This window comes from Pirellulaceae bacterium, assembly GCA_019636385.1.
Taxonomy (GTDB): Bacteria; Planctomycetota; Planctomycetia; order Pirellulales; family Pirellulaceae; genus Aureliella.
The window spans coordinates 388366-405588 of record JAHBXT010000003.1; the positions used below are offsets into that span (position 1 = coordinate 388366).

Sequence of the window (17223 nt, forward strand, 5' to 3'; positions counted from 1 at the left end):
CGAGGGATTATGGGACGGCATGGATCGTGGCTCAATAGACGACCGCAGGAGGCAACCCTCAATTCATCACCATCAGCAACATATGACTGGATTGGATGAATCCGCTGCGCACGTTTCGGGGTCCGCCTCAGCGCTTCTTGCGTAGGCGCGACACGGAGTAGAACGAATCCTCAAACGCAATGTCCACTGCGGCGGCGTAGGCGAGCTGTTGGAATTGGATTACATCGACATCGAGGCCCGTCAGGCTAGTTTCCGAGTTGTCTGAGTCATTTGAAACCGCAGCTTCAATTCTGCTCCGAGAAGCTAGACTTTCATTTTCGCCGCCTGCTACAGCCGGGATCGTAATGTTGGTGAGCTGTGCTGAGATATTGCTTCGCATGGCAGTTATGTCAGCGAAGGCGACGATCCCGTTCTTGTCGATGTCGTAGATACTGCCGGGGCCAACCACTTGCGACACCGAGCTTCGAATGGGAGTGGCATCGGCGAAGGATACCGTGTAAACGCCAGACGAATGTCCGGTCGTCTCTCCTAGCAAGTGACCTAGATAGTAGGATTCTGATTGAGCCAAGCCAGTGTTGGCGTTGGAATTGATGGTTACACGCAGCCAACGATTCGATATCACGTTATCCAGCCACTCAATAACGACTCGCTTTGGCGAGCCTGGTAGGACCGAGACGGAAGCCGGTGCTGGAGCCGCAGGCCAACTGGCTGGCGGATTAGCGGCTTCATTAAACGTACCCTGCGGACTGATCTGGAATTGAAAGTCTGCTTCAGTCACAGCGTTGGCTGGCAGCTTGTCGATGTCGAACACGATACCGTTGATACCACGCGCCGAGTTGATCAAATTGTCAAAGCTGAGCGTCTGTGATGCGGGGCCTTGTTTGGCTAGCATCTTGCTAGTATCGAGCGCCGAGGTGATTCCACCGGATGCTAGGCTGGAATGGGCATGGTAGATATACGCCGCAACCACTTGAGCATTACTTTCCGGCGCGTTGTGATCGCCGGGAGTGAGTATGCCGCCTGCCGGAAAGTTCGCGGTGCGTCCTGGTGCCATTTGGAACTGTAGGTCGATCGCTCCATTACCCGTGTCAAGAATCTTGCCCCCGTAGAAGGCAGTCGATGTCGCTGCCTCAGTGACTCCAGGCAACCGAACGACTGCATCTACAACGCCATTATTATCGGAATTCAGTATCCGCGTGCCGGGTTGATAGGCAGGTTCGTGTTCGGCGGCCATGGCGACTGCGTCGATCACCGCTATCCACGGCAATGTGTCAAGAATGCCGTCGTCGTTGGCATCGTAATCAACACCGACCGATCCGCTAAACTGGTAGACCAACAGCAGATTGACAGAATTTTCGATGGTCGTTGACCCTGGACGATTCAGATTAAAGCGCCCAGTAGCCGCTGGTACGCTGTATGGCGTGGACGTTTGGTAGTTATGGCCAATCAGCAACAGATCATTTGATCCGAAGTTGGCGCTCGACAGAGGCAGCGCAAAGTCAATCGTACCCCGCCCGGTTGCGTGATCTGTTTCTAGCTCCAGCAACCATACGTTGTCCAACGTTTCGTTCGGTGACAAACGAATAAGCTCAACAAACTCACGCACGTCGTCAGCGTCGCTGGGGTTAATCAATGCTTCATTGATTCGTATTGCCGGTAGGACGATGGGGTTGACGTTAATCGACAAGACATTGGGAGATGGATCAAGATTCGATCCGCCATTGGCGGTGCCGCCATTGTCTCGTACCTGGAAACTGAAGGACGAGTAAGGTGTGCCAGTTGCGTTGATGGCCGATGTAAATTTTAGATTTCCAGCTTCAATCGCGGACACTGAGATGGATTGTCCAACGGTTACTGGTTGGCCGTCCAGGGTCAGGGCTCCAGACGTAGGCAGGCTGGCGATCACGACCGACTCGAATGTATTGGACGGGGTGTTGTTGGGGTCGGAGAAACCGAAGTCAGCCATTGTAAACGTGTATGGCACGTTCATGTCGGTAGTAACGAAGCCATCGGTTCCGCTTGGCGGTTGATTGGCAAACAGCGCTGTCGTCAGCGTATAGTCAGCGACCACAGGCAAGTGGTCTGTGACGGTGGTCAGCAGGTTCAGTACGGTCATGCGATTGGCTAGGCCAGGCAACGCAGTGCTGCTGGAACTATTGATGCTGGTGTTAATGGACACTGATCCATTGTTTCCAAAAGTGCGGTAGCTGCCTGGGCGATAATCCAGCCCTTGCCCGTCCATTAGTTCCCCGCTTATGAGCTGGAAATCAAAGCGATCATCCAGTCCTCCACCAACCAAGCCCGATGGTGGCGATACAGCCGGAGACTGGGTAAACACATCGATGAAGCTGGAATTGTCGCTCCAGCTTCCCAGTCGATTGATCGGATCGTTGGCCTGGCCATTACCTACTCCGATCATTGTTTGAAACGCTAATTCGCTAGCCGCATACAGATTGTAGTCTCCGACATAGATAATGTTCTTGCCATTGCCCAGCGCATCGGCGTTGGCGCGAATGGCCTGCGCTTCAATCTGGCGGCGGTTTCGAGAGTCCTGGTCGTTAGCTGCCTTCCAGTGGCTGTTGTAGAGATAGAAGTCGGTTGCTTCGCCGCCGCCAAGTGGCTGAAAATGATAGCGCAACGTTTGTCGCGCCTGTCCTGACGTAGAGACGGTGCCTACAGCAGATTCGCCCAGCAACTGAAGGACTTGCGTATTGTAAACCACTCCCAACGTCCCAGACCCCGAGCTATTTCCGTTGAGCACACCGTGAGCATAGATGCCGCCTCCGTAGATTTCGTTCAAGAGGCCAGCCACTGCCGACGAGGTGTTCGCTTGACTGTAAATCTCTTGCACCGCCAGAATGTCGATGGGTCTGGAGATCCCAGCCACCACTTCACTACCAATCGCCTGCAGGATTGTAGCCAGTCCGGGTCTGAGCATATTCGGTTCGGATCCGGCAGCCAAGTTGTAGTTTACAATGCGCAAAGTTGTCGCAACTGCGGCGGGATCGACAAAATTTACAGCACCTGGAGTCAGAAATGCGATAGGGCTTACCGGTAAGTTGGGGCTACTGCGAGTCGCAGCATATACAATTTGCGACGGCAAATTATCGGCAGCCTCCAAATCGCCATTGAACCAGGCCGACGTTACCACAGAGGTGTTTCCTACGATCCGCGTAGCTGCGGCCGGTGTGCCCTGCGACTGAGTCAACACAACGTCTCCATACACAAAATCACCGACATCACCATCAGACCAACCAACGTGGTCGATGATCGAAAATCCACTTGGCAAATTGTCTAGCAGGCCATCACGATTCAGATCGTAATTGTGCCCCTGAACGAAAGTGTCGGTCGCAGTCACCAAAAAGAAGGAGACGGTTTGTTTACTAAGGATGCCAGTTGGTGAATCGAATTGAATGTCCGTCACCACACTAGTGCCTATAGCGGCATTGTGGCCACCTGTCGGACTCTTAATAATCAACAGTCCGTTACTTCCCAGCGCGTATGTTGATAGATCGATCACGTAGCCCGCAGTGCCGCTGGTAGCACCATTGCCGTCAAGCATCACGAGCTGCGTATTGTTGAGACTGAGAGCGGGAGTGCCAATGAGTTCGATGTACTGAAATTTATTTCCGGCCGCCGTATTGCCGGGTGGATTAACTTTCAGCTCATTGAGCCTCAAATTGAGGCTCTCATTGTAGTCAATAACTTGAATTGTGAACGGCCGATCAAATGTCAAGCCACTTTGGTCTGTGGTTCGAACACGAATACTGTAGCTACTCTTAGTTTCAAAATCGAGCGAGTTGGTTGCACGCAGTTGATTACCGCTAATGTTGAAACTGGCGTTGTCGGCACTGCCGATGCCCGAAACCAGGGAATAGGTAAACGTATTGCCGAGGTCTGGATCGGTTGTCGTGAATGAGCCCACGACAGCATTGCTGCCGGCATTTTCGGCGATCGTTGAATTGGACAGAGCAAGACCCGACGGAGGGCTGTTGCCCGACGATTGCACGGTGAAAACCGCGTTCGGAGGGATTGCCTGAGCGCCTGCAGCGGTGAATGTGGTCCAGTTCTCAACGCTGTATACCCCGTTTTGAATCTGTGCGGTCGTCCCTGTCACGCTGCCAGCAGTGTACACGCCATTCTCGTTAGCCGCTCCAGTGGGAAGCCCCAGCGAGAAAGACAAATGCGTTGAGGCAAGTACACTAGGGAGCAATGTCAAACTGGCGGTCGATGAACCGCTACTCAAGTAAGCGTTACTGGCAAACGCGGATACCCAAGCAGAGCTGCTTCCAGAGGTTGGTGGCGTTGAACCGTTGTAAGCAAACAGGTTATCACCGGAAGCATTCAACGCAAAATTTCCACCGGTCACATCCGACAGATTCGTGGTACTGGAATCAACTGTCCATCTCAAGCCAGCACTTCGGCTAGCGTCGTAATTGAATTGAGTGCCTGCAGCAAAGCTGCCCCCAAAGGTAATTACGCTGTTTCCCTCGCTAGTCGAAAGCGCACTACCTGTCCAAGCGTTGTCGGTGATCGTCAACACCGTTCCACTGTCTACGCTCTTTAATAAGGCAAAGGAAATCTTGTCGATGGTTGAAGCTTGGTAGCCTGTGAAAACCAAATCACCAGGGCCGAGCGTTGCCAATAACGCGCGATTTTCCAGTCTCTCAAATGACAGTTGGAATCGGGCCCGCCTTACTGTGCGCCGGAGGTGGCTGTGTCGCTGCCGAATTCTGTGCCGGACTAAATGTACGAATTCATTCCACATGTTAACAAACTTAGTCCAATAGCGAGTGACCATAGTCAATGGTTTATTCGGGGGTCAAGTCGATTGTCGGTCAGGAGTTGTCCGCGATACCTTGCCACACATGGTCGGCCCTGCTCGATCCATGTCATTTCGCCATGCAGGCCACGATGATTTGAGAATTGGCAGGCGGCCCTGGGTCGCTACGGACACACGATCCGCAGACGAGGGGCGCGGGGTAATGCAGCAAAGCGTTGGCAGTCAATAGCGCAAAATGACTGAGTGCGGGCTGCTCGCAAGGCTGATTCCTTCTGCATGCGTTCTGTTCATAGCCTAGCGTTCGGGCATTAGCCGAACGCCTTCGACAGAATTACAGGACAGTGCATCCAAATTCAAGCCACGAGTTTAGTTGGCCCGCGACTTTAGACAAGCGAAGACTGGAGCAAAACCAATCGAAATCGCCACAAACCGGGATATGTCGGCCATTTGCTGGAATCGCCACCGGTCTGCCTTGGTGGCTATTTAGTTCTCGAAACTGCTGATCGGTGGGACCTTGTGAACATTAGGTTGAACCTCCAGAATAGTGTCGGCTCTACCAATCGCTGGACGCGTCCTCAACAGAGTTCTTGTGCACAGCATCCGGCTCGCATTCACCGCACACAAATCATGCTCCACAAGATCGAACCTGAACGACTCGGTCCGCGCGGCCAAGCGATGGCGGATGCGGTAGGTAAGTGCGTGCATTGTGGGTTTTGCCTGCCAACTTGTCCGACTTACCAAGAAGTCGAAAGCGAGATGGATTCGCCGCGCGGGCGGATCTTGCTAATGAAGTCAGTACTCGAGGGTGAGTTGACTCAGGAGCAGGCCAGGCCGCATATCGAGCGTTGTTTGGGTTGTTTGGCTTGCGTCACGCACTGTCCATCCGGAGTGCCCTATGGCGACTTGATTAGCTCGTACCGCGCGCATTCACAGAATTCAACATCGGCGCGATTCAGCTTGCGCGATTGGTTGGCTCGACAAACGCTTCCCTATCCAGCGCGATTTCGATTGGCGATGCGACTGGGCAAAATTGGCCAAACGCTCCGAATGCTGGTTCCCAGCAGTTTGAGACCAATGCTAGACATGATTCCGCAGACGCTGCCAACCGCCCAGCGGCTGCCGGTAATCACGCCTGCGGTCGGGCCACGGCGCGGTCGTGTTGCCTTGTTGGCCGGCTGCGCACAACAAGTGCTCGCACCTGACATAAACGCCGCGACAGTCCGAGTATTGTCGCTCAACGGAATCGAAGTCGTTGTGCCACCAGGGCAGTCGTGCTGCGGCGCCTTGGATTGGCATACCGGAAACAGCCGATCGGCGGAGCGGTTTGCGCGGCGATTAATGGGCTCCATGCCCAAGGATATAGATGCACTGATTACTACGGCTGCCGGGTGCGGATCGGCAATTCATGAGTATCCTCTACTGCTGGCTGGAGATAAAAGTTTGCTGGAAGCACAGCAAATTTCTAAGAAGTCCCTAGATATCTCAGTGTACCTTAGCCAAGTCGGTATTCGGCCGGTCCCGCCTCTACGCCGGGCAATTCGGGTAGCCTATCACGATGCCTGTCACTTGGCACATGCTCAAGGCGTGCGCCAGCCACCACGTGAACTCTTGAAGCTAGTTCCCAAACTGGAACTGGTGGAGTTGGGTGACAGCGATACCTGCTGCGGCAGTGCGGGGATTTACAATATCCAACAGCCCCAGCTTGCGGGCAAATTGGGGCTTCGCAAAGCCCGATCGGTGATCGACTCTGGGGCCGAGATTGTTGCTACGGGAAATATCGGTTGTCTGGCTCAAATCGAAAATCACCTTCGCGAGATGCAGCAAGTCATACCGGTTTTGCACACTGTACAGGTCCTAGATCGTGCCTACAGGCAAGTTGACCTGTAGTACAGATTACCTAAGCCTCCCGGTTAATGATTCTATGGTGGCTTGCCGATAGCATTGGGCGTCAAGCAAAACCAAGAGCTTGGCGCAACATGAGATAATTCTGTCGGGCGGTTTGCGCCGCTTGGCAGTGCCCCCATTACACCATAGAGGACTTAGCGAACAATGGTCGATTCCCCTGCCATTCAGCGAGGAAACCTAGAGGTTGTGAGCGAGTTTGTTCGGGACGAGTTATGTCACAGGAATTATTTGGAGAAAGATGCGTTTGGCATGTCCCAGCGTGTGTTGACTCGCAAAGGTAATCCCTGCGGGTACTACTTTTGCATCCATGGTCCACGTAGCGTTCGATTGACAGCGGTTTGGGATTTTCAGAAAGCAGCCATATTCTTCTACGATTCACTCGGTCGCCGTTCATCTAGCCAACCAGTTCCAATGTGCATTTGAGGCACAGCTTAAAAATATATTGAACAGGATTTCATTTAACCATTATCACGGAGGAGTTAGTTGTGTTGATTTTGTCACGTCGCGAAGCGGAGTGTATTTGTTTAGGCGATGATATTGTGCTGACGATCGTCGCCCTCGGAAATGACCGCGTACGAATCGGAGTACAGGCCCCCCCGGGCGTGCGTATTCTGCGTAGCGAATTGGAAGTCGACAGTGCGACGCTACCGTTGCCGCTGCCTAATCAACAGGCTGTGCAGACAACGGCGATCCAGCCGCACCGCAAAGCCGCCTAGTGACTGACAAAACCCGGCCTGATCCTGCCTAGCCAAAGCGTGCCGCCTGGATATAACTTTAGCTAGTACACGCACTGTCAACCGGAGTTTCCGGTTGTCGCTGCGTGAGCCAAATGGTTGGGTACGTGGAAGTGGTCGGGTTACCGCGAATTAGGCAAAATGAGAAGCATCAAGAAGATATTGGCTGCTAACCGCAGCGAAATTGCGACCCGCGTATTTCGTTCGGCTCACGAGTTAGGCATTGGTACCGTAGCGATCTACTCGCATGAGGATCGTTTTGCGCTTCATCGGTTCAAAGCCGATGAAGCGTACCAGATTGGTGAGCCTGGAGAGCCGATTCGCTCTTACCTGAACATCGACGCCATTGTCGGCATATGCAAACGTTATGAGGTGGATGCGGTTCACCCAGGCTATGGGTTCCTCTCCGAGAATCCGGACTTCGCCACTGCGCTGGAGGCTGCGGGCATTGTTTTTATCGGCCCCAGTGTCACCGCGTTGCGTCAGTTGGGCGACAAAGTCGCTGCCCGAGAAATCGCCATTAGTGCGGGTGTGCCTGTGCTACCTGGTAGTCCCCAGGCGGTAGCGTCCTTGGACGAAGCTCGCGACATCGCTGCAAAAATGGGTTATCCCGTCATGCTCAAGGCCGCCAAGGGTGGTGGTGGGCGCGGTATGAGAATGGTCGATGGCCCGGAGCAGTTGGCAACAGCCCTGGAGTCGGCTCAGCGCGAGAGCCAGACTGCGTTCGGCAGTAGCGAGGTGTTCGTCGAGAAGCTGGTGCGCAACGCGCGGCACTTGGAAGTTCAATTGTTGGGCGACGATCATGGCAATCTAATTCACCTGCACGAGCGAGATTGTTCCGTGCAGCGACGCCATCAAAAGGTGATTGAAATTGCTCCAGCACCCAACTTGTCTGCCAGGATTGCCAGCCAACTGCACGAAGCTGCCCTGGCCATCGGTAATGCCGTGGGGTATCGGGCTGCTGGGACGGTCGAGTTTCTGTTTGACACGGATAGTCAGCAGTTTTACTTCATCGAAGTCAATCCTCGGATTCAGGTGGAACATACCGTAACCGAAGAGGTTACCGGAATTGACATCGTTCGCGCGCAGATTTTGGTTTCCATGGGATATGCATTGGGCGACCCTCAGGTCCATTTGCCCACACAACAGGACGTGCGGGTCAATGGTTTTGCGTTGCAGTGTCGCGTTACCACGGAAGACCCCACGAACCAATTCCGACCCGACTATGGGCGGATCAAACACTATCGTAGCTCTGGAGGCATGGGCATTCGCTTGGATGCCGGCAGTGCATTTAGCGGTGCCGTAGTCAATCCATTCTATGATTCGCTGCTGGTCAAAGTCACCGCACGTGGTTTGTCGATGCGCGAGGCTGCGGCACGCATGGAGCGGGCGCTTCAAGAGTTCCGCATCCGCGGCGTGAAGACCAACATCCCGTTCCTGATCAAGATGGTCACCAACGAGATTCTGCTGCAAGGGCAGGCGACAACCCGCTTGATCGATACTACTCCCGATTTGGTCGAGCTTCCCAAGCGGCGGGATCGCGCGACTCGACTGCTGACCTATTTGGCCGAGACCATTGTCAATGGCAACGAACTGGTCAAAGGTTTACCAGAGGCAACCCGCCGTCAGCCAGCACCGATCCCGGATTACGATGATCGCGTACCGCCACCGCCGGGAACCCGTAATCTGTTGCAAGAGATGGGGCCCGAGAAGTTTTGCCAGTGGGTGCGACAGCAAAAGACGCTGCTGCTGACCGACACCACCATGCGCGACGCGCATCAATCGTTGCTGGCCACCCGGTTGCGGACCTACGATATGCTGCAGATCGCCACCGCCTACGCACAGCTCACTCCGCAATTCTTTTCATTGGAGATGTGGGGCGGGGCAACTTTCGACACATCCATGCGATTCCTCAAAGAAAGTCCGTGGACGCGACTAGCCGACATGCGACAGTTGGTCCCCAACATTCTATTTCAGATGTTGCTACGAGCCAGCAACGCCGTGGGCTATACCAATTACCCGGACAATGTGGTCAAAATTTTTGTCCGCGAAGCAACACAGGCCGGAATCGACGTGTTCCGTATATTTGATGCCCTCAATTGGGTGGACAATATGCGCGTGGCCATGGAAGCCGTCGTTGACAGCGGTGCCATCTGCCAGGCTGCTATTTGTTATACGGGTGACATTCTGAATCCCAAGCGTCCCAAGTACGACTTGAAGTATTATGTCGACTTGGCCAAGCAGTTGGAGAAAATGGGCGCGCACATGCTGGGCATCAAGGACATGGCTGGGCTGCTTAAGCCGGCTGCTGCCCGCGTGTTGGTCAGGGCTTTGCGTCAGGAGATAGGCATCCCCATTCATTTTCATACCCATGATACGGCCGGCATTCAAGCCGCCTCGATCCTGGCGGCAGCCGAGGAAGATTTGGACGTTGCCGACGCTGCATTCAGCAGCATGTCTGGTGGAACGAGTCAAGTAAATTTGAACACTCTGGTTGAGTCGCTGCGATTCGGTCCACATGCTAGCCAGTTATCCACATCGGCACTGACTCAGATTTCCGACTACTGGAAGGCGGTGCGCGAATTCTACAAGCCATTCGAAAGCGAATCGCTAGCGGCCAGCGGCGACCTGTACGAACATGAGATGCCAGGCGGCCAATACACCAATTTGTACCACCAAGCCCACTCGTTGGGACTGGCCGATCGTTGGATGGAAGTGTGCCAAGTGTACGCTGACGTGAACCAAATGTTTGGCGACATTGTCAAAGTAACGCCAACCTCCAAAGCAGTAGGTGACATGGCGCTGTTTATGGTGACGAATAACCTAAGTGCCAATGATGTTTTGAACGCCGATCGCGATTTGGCGCCTCCGGCTTCGGTCGTGGACTTATTGAGCGGGATGATGGGGCAGCCACCCGGCGGTTTTCCTGAGCCAGTGTTGAAGGCGGTGTTGGGCGATCGACCGCGCGTCAAGGGACGCCCCGGCGAATCGCTGCCTGCCGCAGACATGGAGGGTACTCGGGCCAAGCTAACGGAACTGTTGGGCAAGCAGGCCAACGATCATCATTGTGTGACTCACATACTTTACCCCAAGGTGTATGAAGAGTTCATCGCCAACCGACAGAAATTTGGCGACTTGAGCATCCTGCCGACTCCCGATTTTCTGTATGGCCCCGACCCAACCCAAGAGTTGGCGGTCGATATCGAAACCGGCAAACGGTTGATCATTCGCTTTTTGGCTGTCGGACAACCCAAGCCTGATGGCACGCGCACGGTCTTCTTTGAACTGAACGGCCAGCCGCGCGAAATCGAGGTTGTAGATCGCTCGTTAGAGAATCCGGCTGTGCAGGCGATCAAAGCGGACTCGGCCGATGCCACTCACGTTGCGGCAAATATGCCGGGAATGGTCATCAGCATTGCAGTAAGCGAAGGGGCAGAAGTCAAGAAGGGCGACAAGCTGGTTGTGTTGGAGGCCATGAAGATGGAGACCACGATCCAAGCTAATCACGACGGCATCGTCAAGAGAATTTTGGTCAAGACCGGGACGCCTGTCGAAACGGGCGACTTGGTAATGGTCGTCGACTAGCACCCAGTCGAATGTGAGTGTTTGGCTGCCCGGCTCCTGACTGGCTACCGTGGCCAGACGGTGAGTGAGCTTGGGTTCTACAGGCTGGCAAGGGGAGCGGGCCGGTATGCTCGTATTGGTCGCAAGTCTTACCGTACAACCGTAACTGGAGATTGCTGGGCGAGTGTCAATCGGACTTTGGCCATTCGCGACATGAACTCGCCAGCAGTCACGTAGCCATCAATACGTGCCACGTACTGCCGGTCGGCCGAAAACACGATGGTGCTGGGAAAGCCTTTGATCTTCATGGCTTCAATCGCTTCTTTGTTCTCTTCTAGCGTCAGCTTAAGCGGAATCATGTCGCGATTGATTTGAGCTGCGATGCGCGGATCTTGCCATGTTTTCTTTTGTAGTAAGTCGCAATAGTAGCAGTTCTCCGATCGGGCATAGACCAAGATTGGCTTACCGGTTTCACGGGCCAACTCGGCTGCCTCGCTTGCGCTGCGCAACCAGACGATCCGTCCGTCATCGGAATCGGTTGCTTGCGCGATGGCCATTGACGTTAGACCCAGCCACGTCAAGCCACAGACGAATGTTCGGACGTAATTCATTCAGGAACTCCTAGTAGCCTGTCTGTCCAGATCGGTCATGTAATTCATGGTCATGCCACGTCTCGTTGAAGTGTCGAATGAACGTTGGCTTGCGATGTTTGCACAAGCTGTCCCGCGCGGACTTCGTAAACTACGTCGGCCAATTCAAGTAATTTCTCACGATGTGTGATAATGATCATGGTGCGTCGCCCTCGGTGCGTAGCTAATGCCTGCCGCAGCAACTGCTCGCTGTGCATGTCGACCTGGCTCGTGGCCTCATCCAAGATTAATATCTCCGGCTCCCGAAGTAGGGCGCGCGCCAGGGCAATTCGCTGTCTTTGCCCTCCGCTCAAACGCTGCCCGTTGCTGCCGATTCGTGTTTGATAGTCGTTTTCCAGAACAGTTTCAATGAATTCTGACGCTTGAGCATCGCAAGCTGCTGCGCGCACCTGTTCATCGCTGGCCGCAGGGTTTCCGTAGCGAATGTTGTAGGCTACCGTTTCGTTAAACAATTCGGTTTGCTGATTGACCAGAGCAATGCGCGAGCGAATGTCGTCCAGTCGCATATCGCGGTAATCCACACCGTCCAGTTTGATGGACCCAGATAGTGGGTCGTAAAAGCGACACAGCAGATTGATCAAAGTTGACTTACCGCTGCCGTTGTGCCCGACGATGGCTACAGTTGTACCAAACGGAATGTTGAGATTAATTCCGCGCAGCAGTCGGTTCTCAGGGCAATAACCGAAGTCCACATTGCATAGCGAAAGTATTCGATGGTGGCGTGGGACGCTGCCAGGAGTCTCGGGGTCGCGGATCGCGATCGGTTGGTCAAGCAGGTTGTGAATCGATTCGGCAGCCACGATTCCCGCGTAAATCTGGCCATACACCGCGCTTAACCGACGTAGCGGATCACTGGCCCCGATTAACATTCCAAAAAACACAAGCAGCGCCGAGACGCTCAGTGGTTCGGAGCATATCGTGATCCCGAAGAGTTGTGTTTCGCGGTTCAGTACCAAATGCGCACCGGCCACGATGGTCGTACCTAACATTCCAACGCCCAGAAACTCAATGACCGGTTTGGTCAAGGCGGCCAAGAGGATATACTTCAATCGGAATTTGCGAGTGGCCCAAGTCGCCTCCTCGAAACGCCGGACTTCATGATCTTGCATCCCAAAAGCTTGAATCGTCTGCACATTGGCCAACGATTCGATCATGATTCCGTGAAATCCGGTTACACGACCGATCATCCTTCCGGTATTGCTACGAATCTGGCGGGTGATTGCATACAGTATCCATCCCAACACGGGGGCGACGATAAGGCTCAACAGTAACAACCGCGGGCAGATGATGGCCGCGCCAATCAGGCACGCAATAAGCTTGAGTGGCTCGCGAATAGCGGCCCCAAAGGTGGCCGATAGTCCCTGGGACAGCAGATCGCATGAGTGTGATATCTGCGACTGAAATGCACTCAAGCCGTGTTTGGCAAAGGCAGCGCGTTCCAGGTGAACCGCTTTCGAAAACAATCGAACACGGGTTTCTCGCGTTAAGTCCACCGCCACGCGTCCTACCAGGTAGTCATTGGCGATCATGAACGCATGCTTGACGAGGGTCGACACCAACAGAATGGCGACGATCAGAACAATCACGGTGAAAGGGTCTTCGGGTACCCACTGATGTACTATCGGCAGCGCTCGATGATAGCCGCTCAACTGCCGTGACAGATCATTCTTCTCGTATGTGACTGCGTCCAGCTGTCTGGCGAGTTCCTCAGTCTTCGGGGAAGCAGGCGTTGATTGTACTTCCTGGGTCGAGTGAACGATCTCGTTACGCTGAGCCTGTATGTCCAGCAGTTGCTCGTCCAAAGTTGCTAGGCGGGATTCAAGAGACGTGATCTGTTCATCAAACCATTGGTGGACTGACTTGCCCCGAATAGTGACCTCTAATATGGGATAGAACGCACCGATGTTGCCTCCCCACAGTGCGGCTACTGCGAATGAGCACACGGTTGCAGTGACGAGCGAGGCCCAGTAGCGTTTGGCACCCTTAAGAAACTGAATGAAACTATTCATGGAGTGAATACCGACTGACAGGGGCTACCGCTGTTGCACACAACGAATCACGATTCAGGCACTCCTGACAGAACGTTGGGGTGCGAAATCACCCGATAGCCGAAGTTTCCTTCCGGACTCTGGAGTCCCGACAAAGTGTGGACCATCGAAAGTCCGATGGACGGGGGGGATTGTGGCGAAATGGACTGGCTGCGTCCAGGGCAAGATCGCCTGATTGCTAGCATGTGAACGCCATGCAATACGTCCGAGTCTGACACGGGTAAAAATGTCATCTCATGTGCCTGAAGTCAGCTGCGGCCGGGCAGCGCATCAGCGTGGCCCTCAACTACCGCATCAGGGATCCCGGGTTGAGAATATGGGTTCACCATGACCACCCTCGGTCCCCAAGCCCGTATAATTAGTAACGATTGCACGGATTGTACGGGTGGAACGCGCTTTGGTGGGGCCCGGAAGTTTGGAGAGTATTTGACGATCGAAACGTGCTTAAATACACTGGAAGGTTTGAGAAGGTAGGCGGCCATCTCCAGCTTTTCCGCCATGATCTCGTGTTTCATCGACCAAAATACTCATCACCCCCAAGCGGGACCCACACATGGCAGTTCGAGATAGGAATCTCTTTGTTTGGCAAGCCTACGTCATCGCCAGTTCGATCGTCTCGCTGATGTTGTTGGTCGGGCTGTTTTTTCTGTGGCGCGCCTACAGCGATCGTGTGGCCCAGTTCGATGCCCAGGCCCAACGACTGGCGACGGCGCAACAAGAGTTCACCACGGCCAACCAACAAGTTGATCGCCTTTTGTCAATGCTGGGTTTTGGACAGTGGTCTCAGCAGGACTTGGAGAGCATGGCGGAAAAATTCAAGCAGGATCCCAAGCTGAAAGATGCCGAACTGGAATTCAGCAAAGCCCAAGCGCTGTTTCCGGTCAACACCCCGCTGAGCGATAAAAACCTTTCGAAGCTGCCCCAACACCTACTTGAGACGATACGCAAGCGCAACGAAGAAGTGGCTGAGGCTCGCACGCGCACAACCGCGCTCCAGCAGCAAATGCAGAAGGAGATCGAAGACCATCGGCAAGCTCGCGAAACAGCCGAAAAGGCCCAAAAGCAGGCCGAAAACGACCTGGCGGAAGTGCGTGCCACGTTTGAGTCGAAGATGCAAGAGCTCAATCGCCAAATGGCTGATACGATCAAAAAATACAACGACTATAAGGCTGATTTTGACTCGAAATTGACCGCAATCACCAGCGACAACAAGCGGCTTGAAGAAGTGAACAAGAGTCAATCGGAGGCCATCGCCAAACAAACCAAGCAACTGCAAGAGTTTCTCAATCCCGACTATGCGACTCCGCAAGGAAGAATCATCGACGTTCGCGACGGGGGGTCACTGGTGTGGATCAATATTGGGAAGGCTCAAGGGCTGACTCGCGGGGTTCCATTTGCGATCCTGGACGCTAATGAAACTCATACCGCTAAGGCTGTTCCTAAGGCTAACATGATCATTGAAGAGGTGGCAGAGAATCATGCCCGCGGTCGAGTCTATTTTGATACCGATGATTCGGTAGCCCGGACGCGCTATTATCGCAATATCGTTAAGACCGGGGATTTAATATACTCACCCGCCTGGCGCCCTGGACGCAAAGTTGCCTTTGCATTGGTTGGCAAAATGGGGATCAAGGATAACTTCACAGACGATATAAGCCAGATTAGGCAATTGATTCTCAACGCTGGCGGAACAATTGATGCCGAAGTTCCGACTCGTGCGGACACACCGGGCGACCTGCCAGGGATTACCCATAGTACCAGCTATCTGGTAATTGGAAGTGACGTGTCTAGCGTTGCCGAAAGCGCGACGGCAGAAGAACGCAGCAAGGAGTATGCGCGTTTCATAGAGAAAGCTCGACAAAACGGACTGACCACCATCTCTATTGAGAAGCTTTTGGGACTGCTAAAGGTTGATGAGTCGGCCAGAGTCGTTCCATTAGGCGAACGCACACGCGGGCAGGACTTCAAGGTTCGCAGTCCGATCTCGCCCCCCCGAAGTGCGGGTGGCGTAAGTGAGATATATTCAACTTCCTCTAAACCATAGGCTTGACTTTTAGTATTAGTCCAATTGTAATAGAACTAGAGATTCAGCGGTTTCCAGAACAAACTCGGGCTGCGAGTCTCATAATAATGTCATACTCAAACAGCTTCATTTCTAACCTGCATCAAGAATCGAGAACCGGCAATGAATCTGAAATACCTGCTGTGCGGAGTTTTGCTAGCGGCTGGATCGTCTTTGTACGCTCAAGCTAATGAGCGACCAGTCGCCATTGAGAGCGTGGACATGATCAACCGTTTGCACCAACGTGAATGGGTTAGGCTGCAAGAAGACGGCAAGATTGTTGGACGCATCGTGGTGATCGAGTCGCCCGACACTCTTCGGGGACGCATCGATAATAAGATCGTTCTCTCCCGCGACGGCAAAATCGTCTTTGAAACCGTATCTGGCACTGATGGTTGGTTCCAGATCGAAGGAGTCGATCCAGGTTCCTATGCCTTGCAGGCGATAGGCGATTACACATTTGCGACGTTCGCCCTGCATATCCTGCCTGCTGATGCCGGCCATTTGGCGAGTACATTGGATGTGTACACTACCACGATTGGCAATAAGGTCCGCGAGTTGATGGTCAGTAGCATGGTGCCTGCCGACTTGACGGTTGGCGAAGATCAATATTATCGCACACACAAGATTGACCCGATCGCGACACAGCGACAGTTCAATCGCGATCATCAAGTTAAGTTGCAGGATGGCGATTTGATTGGACGAGTGTCCCGTCCAGGTTGGAGTTACTCAGAGCAAGATTTGTCCGGAAGCGTTGCCCACATCATTAAGGGTGGGGAAGTGCTGGACAAAGCGCTGGTTGACAAGGACGGCTTCTACAAATTTGCAGACGTTGCGCCGGGTGTGTACGACATGCTGGTAGCTGGTCCAGATGGGTTTGCGGCCTTCAAGTTCCAAGCAGTAGACGATGACATTGCTTCAGAAGTCAAGCAAGCCTCAAATCAATCGGAAGTACATCTTGTAGCGGCCAACGCAGCAAACATGGTAGCGGCTGATACATTGAACACTGAATTAGTTCATCAGTCCGATGTCTTTCCTGCTGCATCGGAAGGCGTGATTGTTGGTGGCCCGTGCGAGTCCTGCGGTATCGTCGAGGCGTATGGTGCCGGTGGTTCACCGTGTAGCGGTGGAGGCTTTGCAGGTGGTGGCGGCTGCTGCGGTGGCGGCGGTGGCGGGCTATTTGCTGGCGGTGGCTTGCTTGGCGCAGCTGGTCTGGCCACTGGGATAGTAGCCCTAGCCAGTAGCGGTGGCAGTACTCCTCCTCCCCCAACAGTAATTGCCCCTTAATCGCTAGCTAGAGTCAAAGAACTTAATAAAATAAAGACCACAGGGACTACCTGTGGTCTTTGTCTTTAGTGAGTCCAGCGACTGCCAAGTCACTGCGGGCCTCTGTCGGCCGAGCACCCACCAACTTGTGCCGTAGGTCGCAGATGCTTTACCAGGACTTGGCTGCGACATACTATCCAAGTCACGGCCA

9 protein-coding genes are annotated in these 17223 nt (G+C 53.8%); 6 read left to right on the forward strand and 3 right to left on the reverse strand.

Going from position 1 to position 17223, the window contains the following annotated elements; all coding sequences use genetic code 11:
* Nucleotides 1-127: 127 nt before the first annotated feature.
* Nucleotides 128-4645 carry a hypothetical protein gene (locus KF752_12320; GenBank protein ID MBX3422329.1) on the reverse strand — a complete coding sequence of 1506 codons (4518 nt, stop codon included), beginning with the start codon at nucleotides 4643-4645 and terminating at the stop codon, nucleotides 128-130.
* Between the two features lie 765 nt (nucleotides 4646-5410).
* Here KF752_12320 and KF752_12325 point away from each other — a divergent pair.
* The 4 genes from KF752_12325 to KF752_12340 all read left to right on the forward strand — a co-directional run bounded on the left by KF752_12325 (nucleotide 5411) and on the right by KF752_12340 (nucleotide 11007).
* Entirely contained in the window at nucleotides 5411-6670 is a 1260-nt protein-coding gene (locus KF752_12325; GenBank protein ID MBX3422330.1) for a 4Fe-4S dicluster domain-containing protein, read from the forward strand.
* 204 nt (nucleotides 6671-6874) lie between these two features.
* Complete coding sequence (locus KF752_12330) at nucleotides 6875-7111, forward strand: hypothetical protein (protein MBX3422331.1); 237 nt, start codon at nucleotides 6875-6877, stop codon at nucleotides 7109-7111.
* Between the two features lie 62 nt (nucleotides 7112-7173).
* On the forward strand, nucleotides 7174-7404 hold the full coding sequence (locus KF752_12335) for a carbon storage regulator (protein ID MBX3422332.1): 231 nt from the start codon (nucleotides 7174-7176) through the stop codon (nucleotides 7402-7404).
* Nucleotides 7405-7563: 159 nt separating this feature from the next.
* Nucleotides 7564-11007, forward strand: a complete 3444-nt coding sequence (locus tag KF752_12340; GenBank protein ID MBX3422333.1) for a pyruvate carboxylase — start codon at nucleotides 7564-7566, stop codon at nucleotides 11005-11007.
* Nucleotides 11008-11135: 128 nt separating this feature from the next.
* Here the strand turns inward: KF752_12340 and KF752_12345 are convergent, their stop codons facing one another.
* Both KF752_12345 and KF752_12350 read right to left on the reverse strand, forming a co-directional pair.
* A complete protein-coding gene (locus tag KF752_12345; protein MBX3422334.1) occupies nucleotides 11136-11597 on the reverse strand; it encodes a thioredoxin family protein in 462 nt (153 codons plus the stop codon).
* A 50-nt stretch (nucleotides 11598-11647) separates the two neighbouring features.
* The gene (locus tag KF752_12350) at nucleotides 11648-13645 is read right to left on the reverse strand and encodes an ATP-binding cassette domain-containing protein (GenBank protein ID MBX3422335.1); all 1998 of its coding nucleotides are present in this window, start codon (nucleotides 13643-13645) and stop codon (nucleotides 11648-11650) included.
* Nucleotides 13646-14237: 592 nt separating this feature from the next.
* On the opposite strand from KF752_12350, the gene KF752_12355 reads away from it, so the two are divergent.
* Both KF752_12355 and KF752_12360 read left to right on the forward strand, forming a co-directional pair.
* The gene (locus tag KF752_12355) at nucleotides 14238-15728 is read left to right on the forward strand and encodes a hypothetical protein (protein MBX3422336.1); all 1491 of its coding nucleotides are present in this window, start codon (nucleotides 14238-14240) and stop codon (nucleotides 15726-15728) included.
* Between the two features lie 141 nt (nucleotides 15729-15869).
* Nucleotides 15870-17033, forward strand: a complete 1164-nt coding sequence (locus KF752_12360) for a hypothetical protein (protein MBX3422337.1) — start codon at nucleotides 15870-15872, stop codon at nucleotides 17031-17033.
* Nucleotides 17034-17223 lie beyond the last annotated feature (190 nt).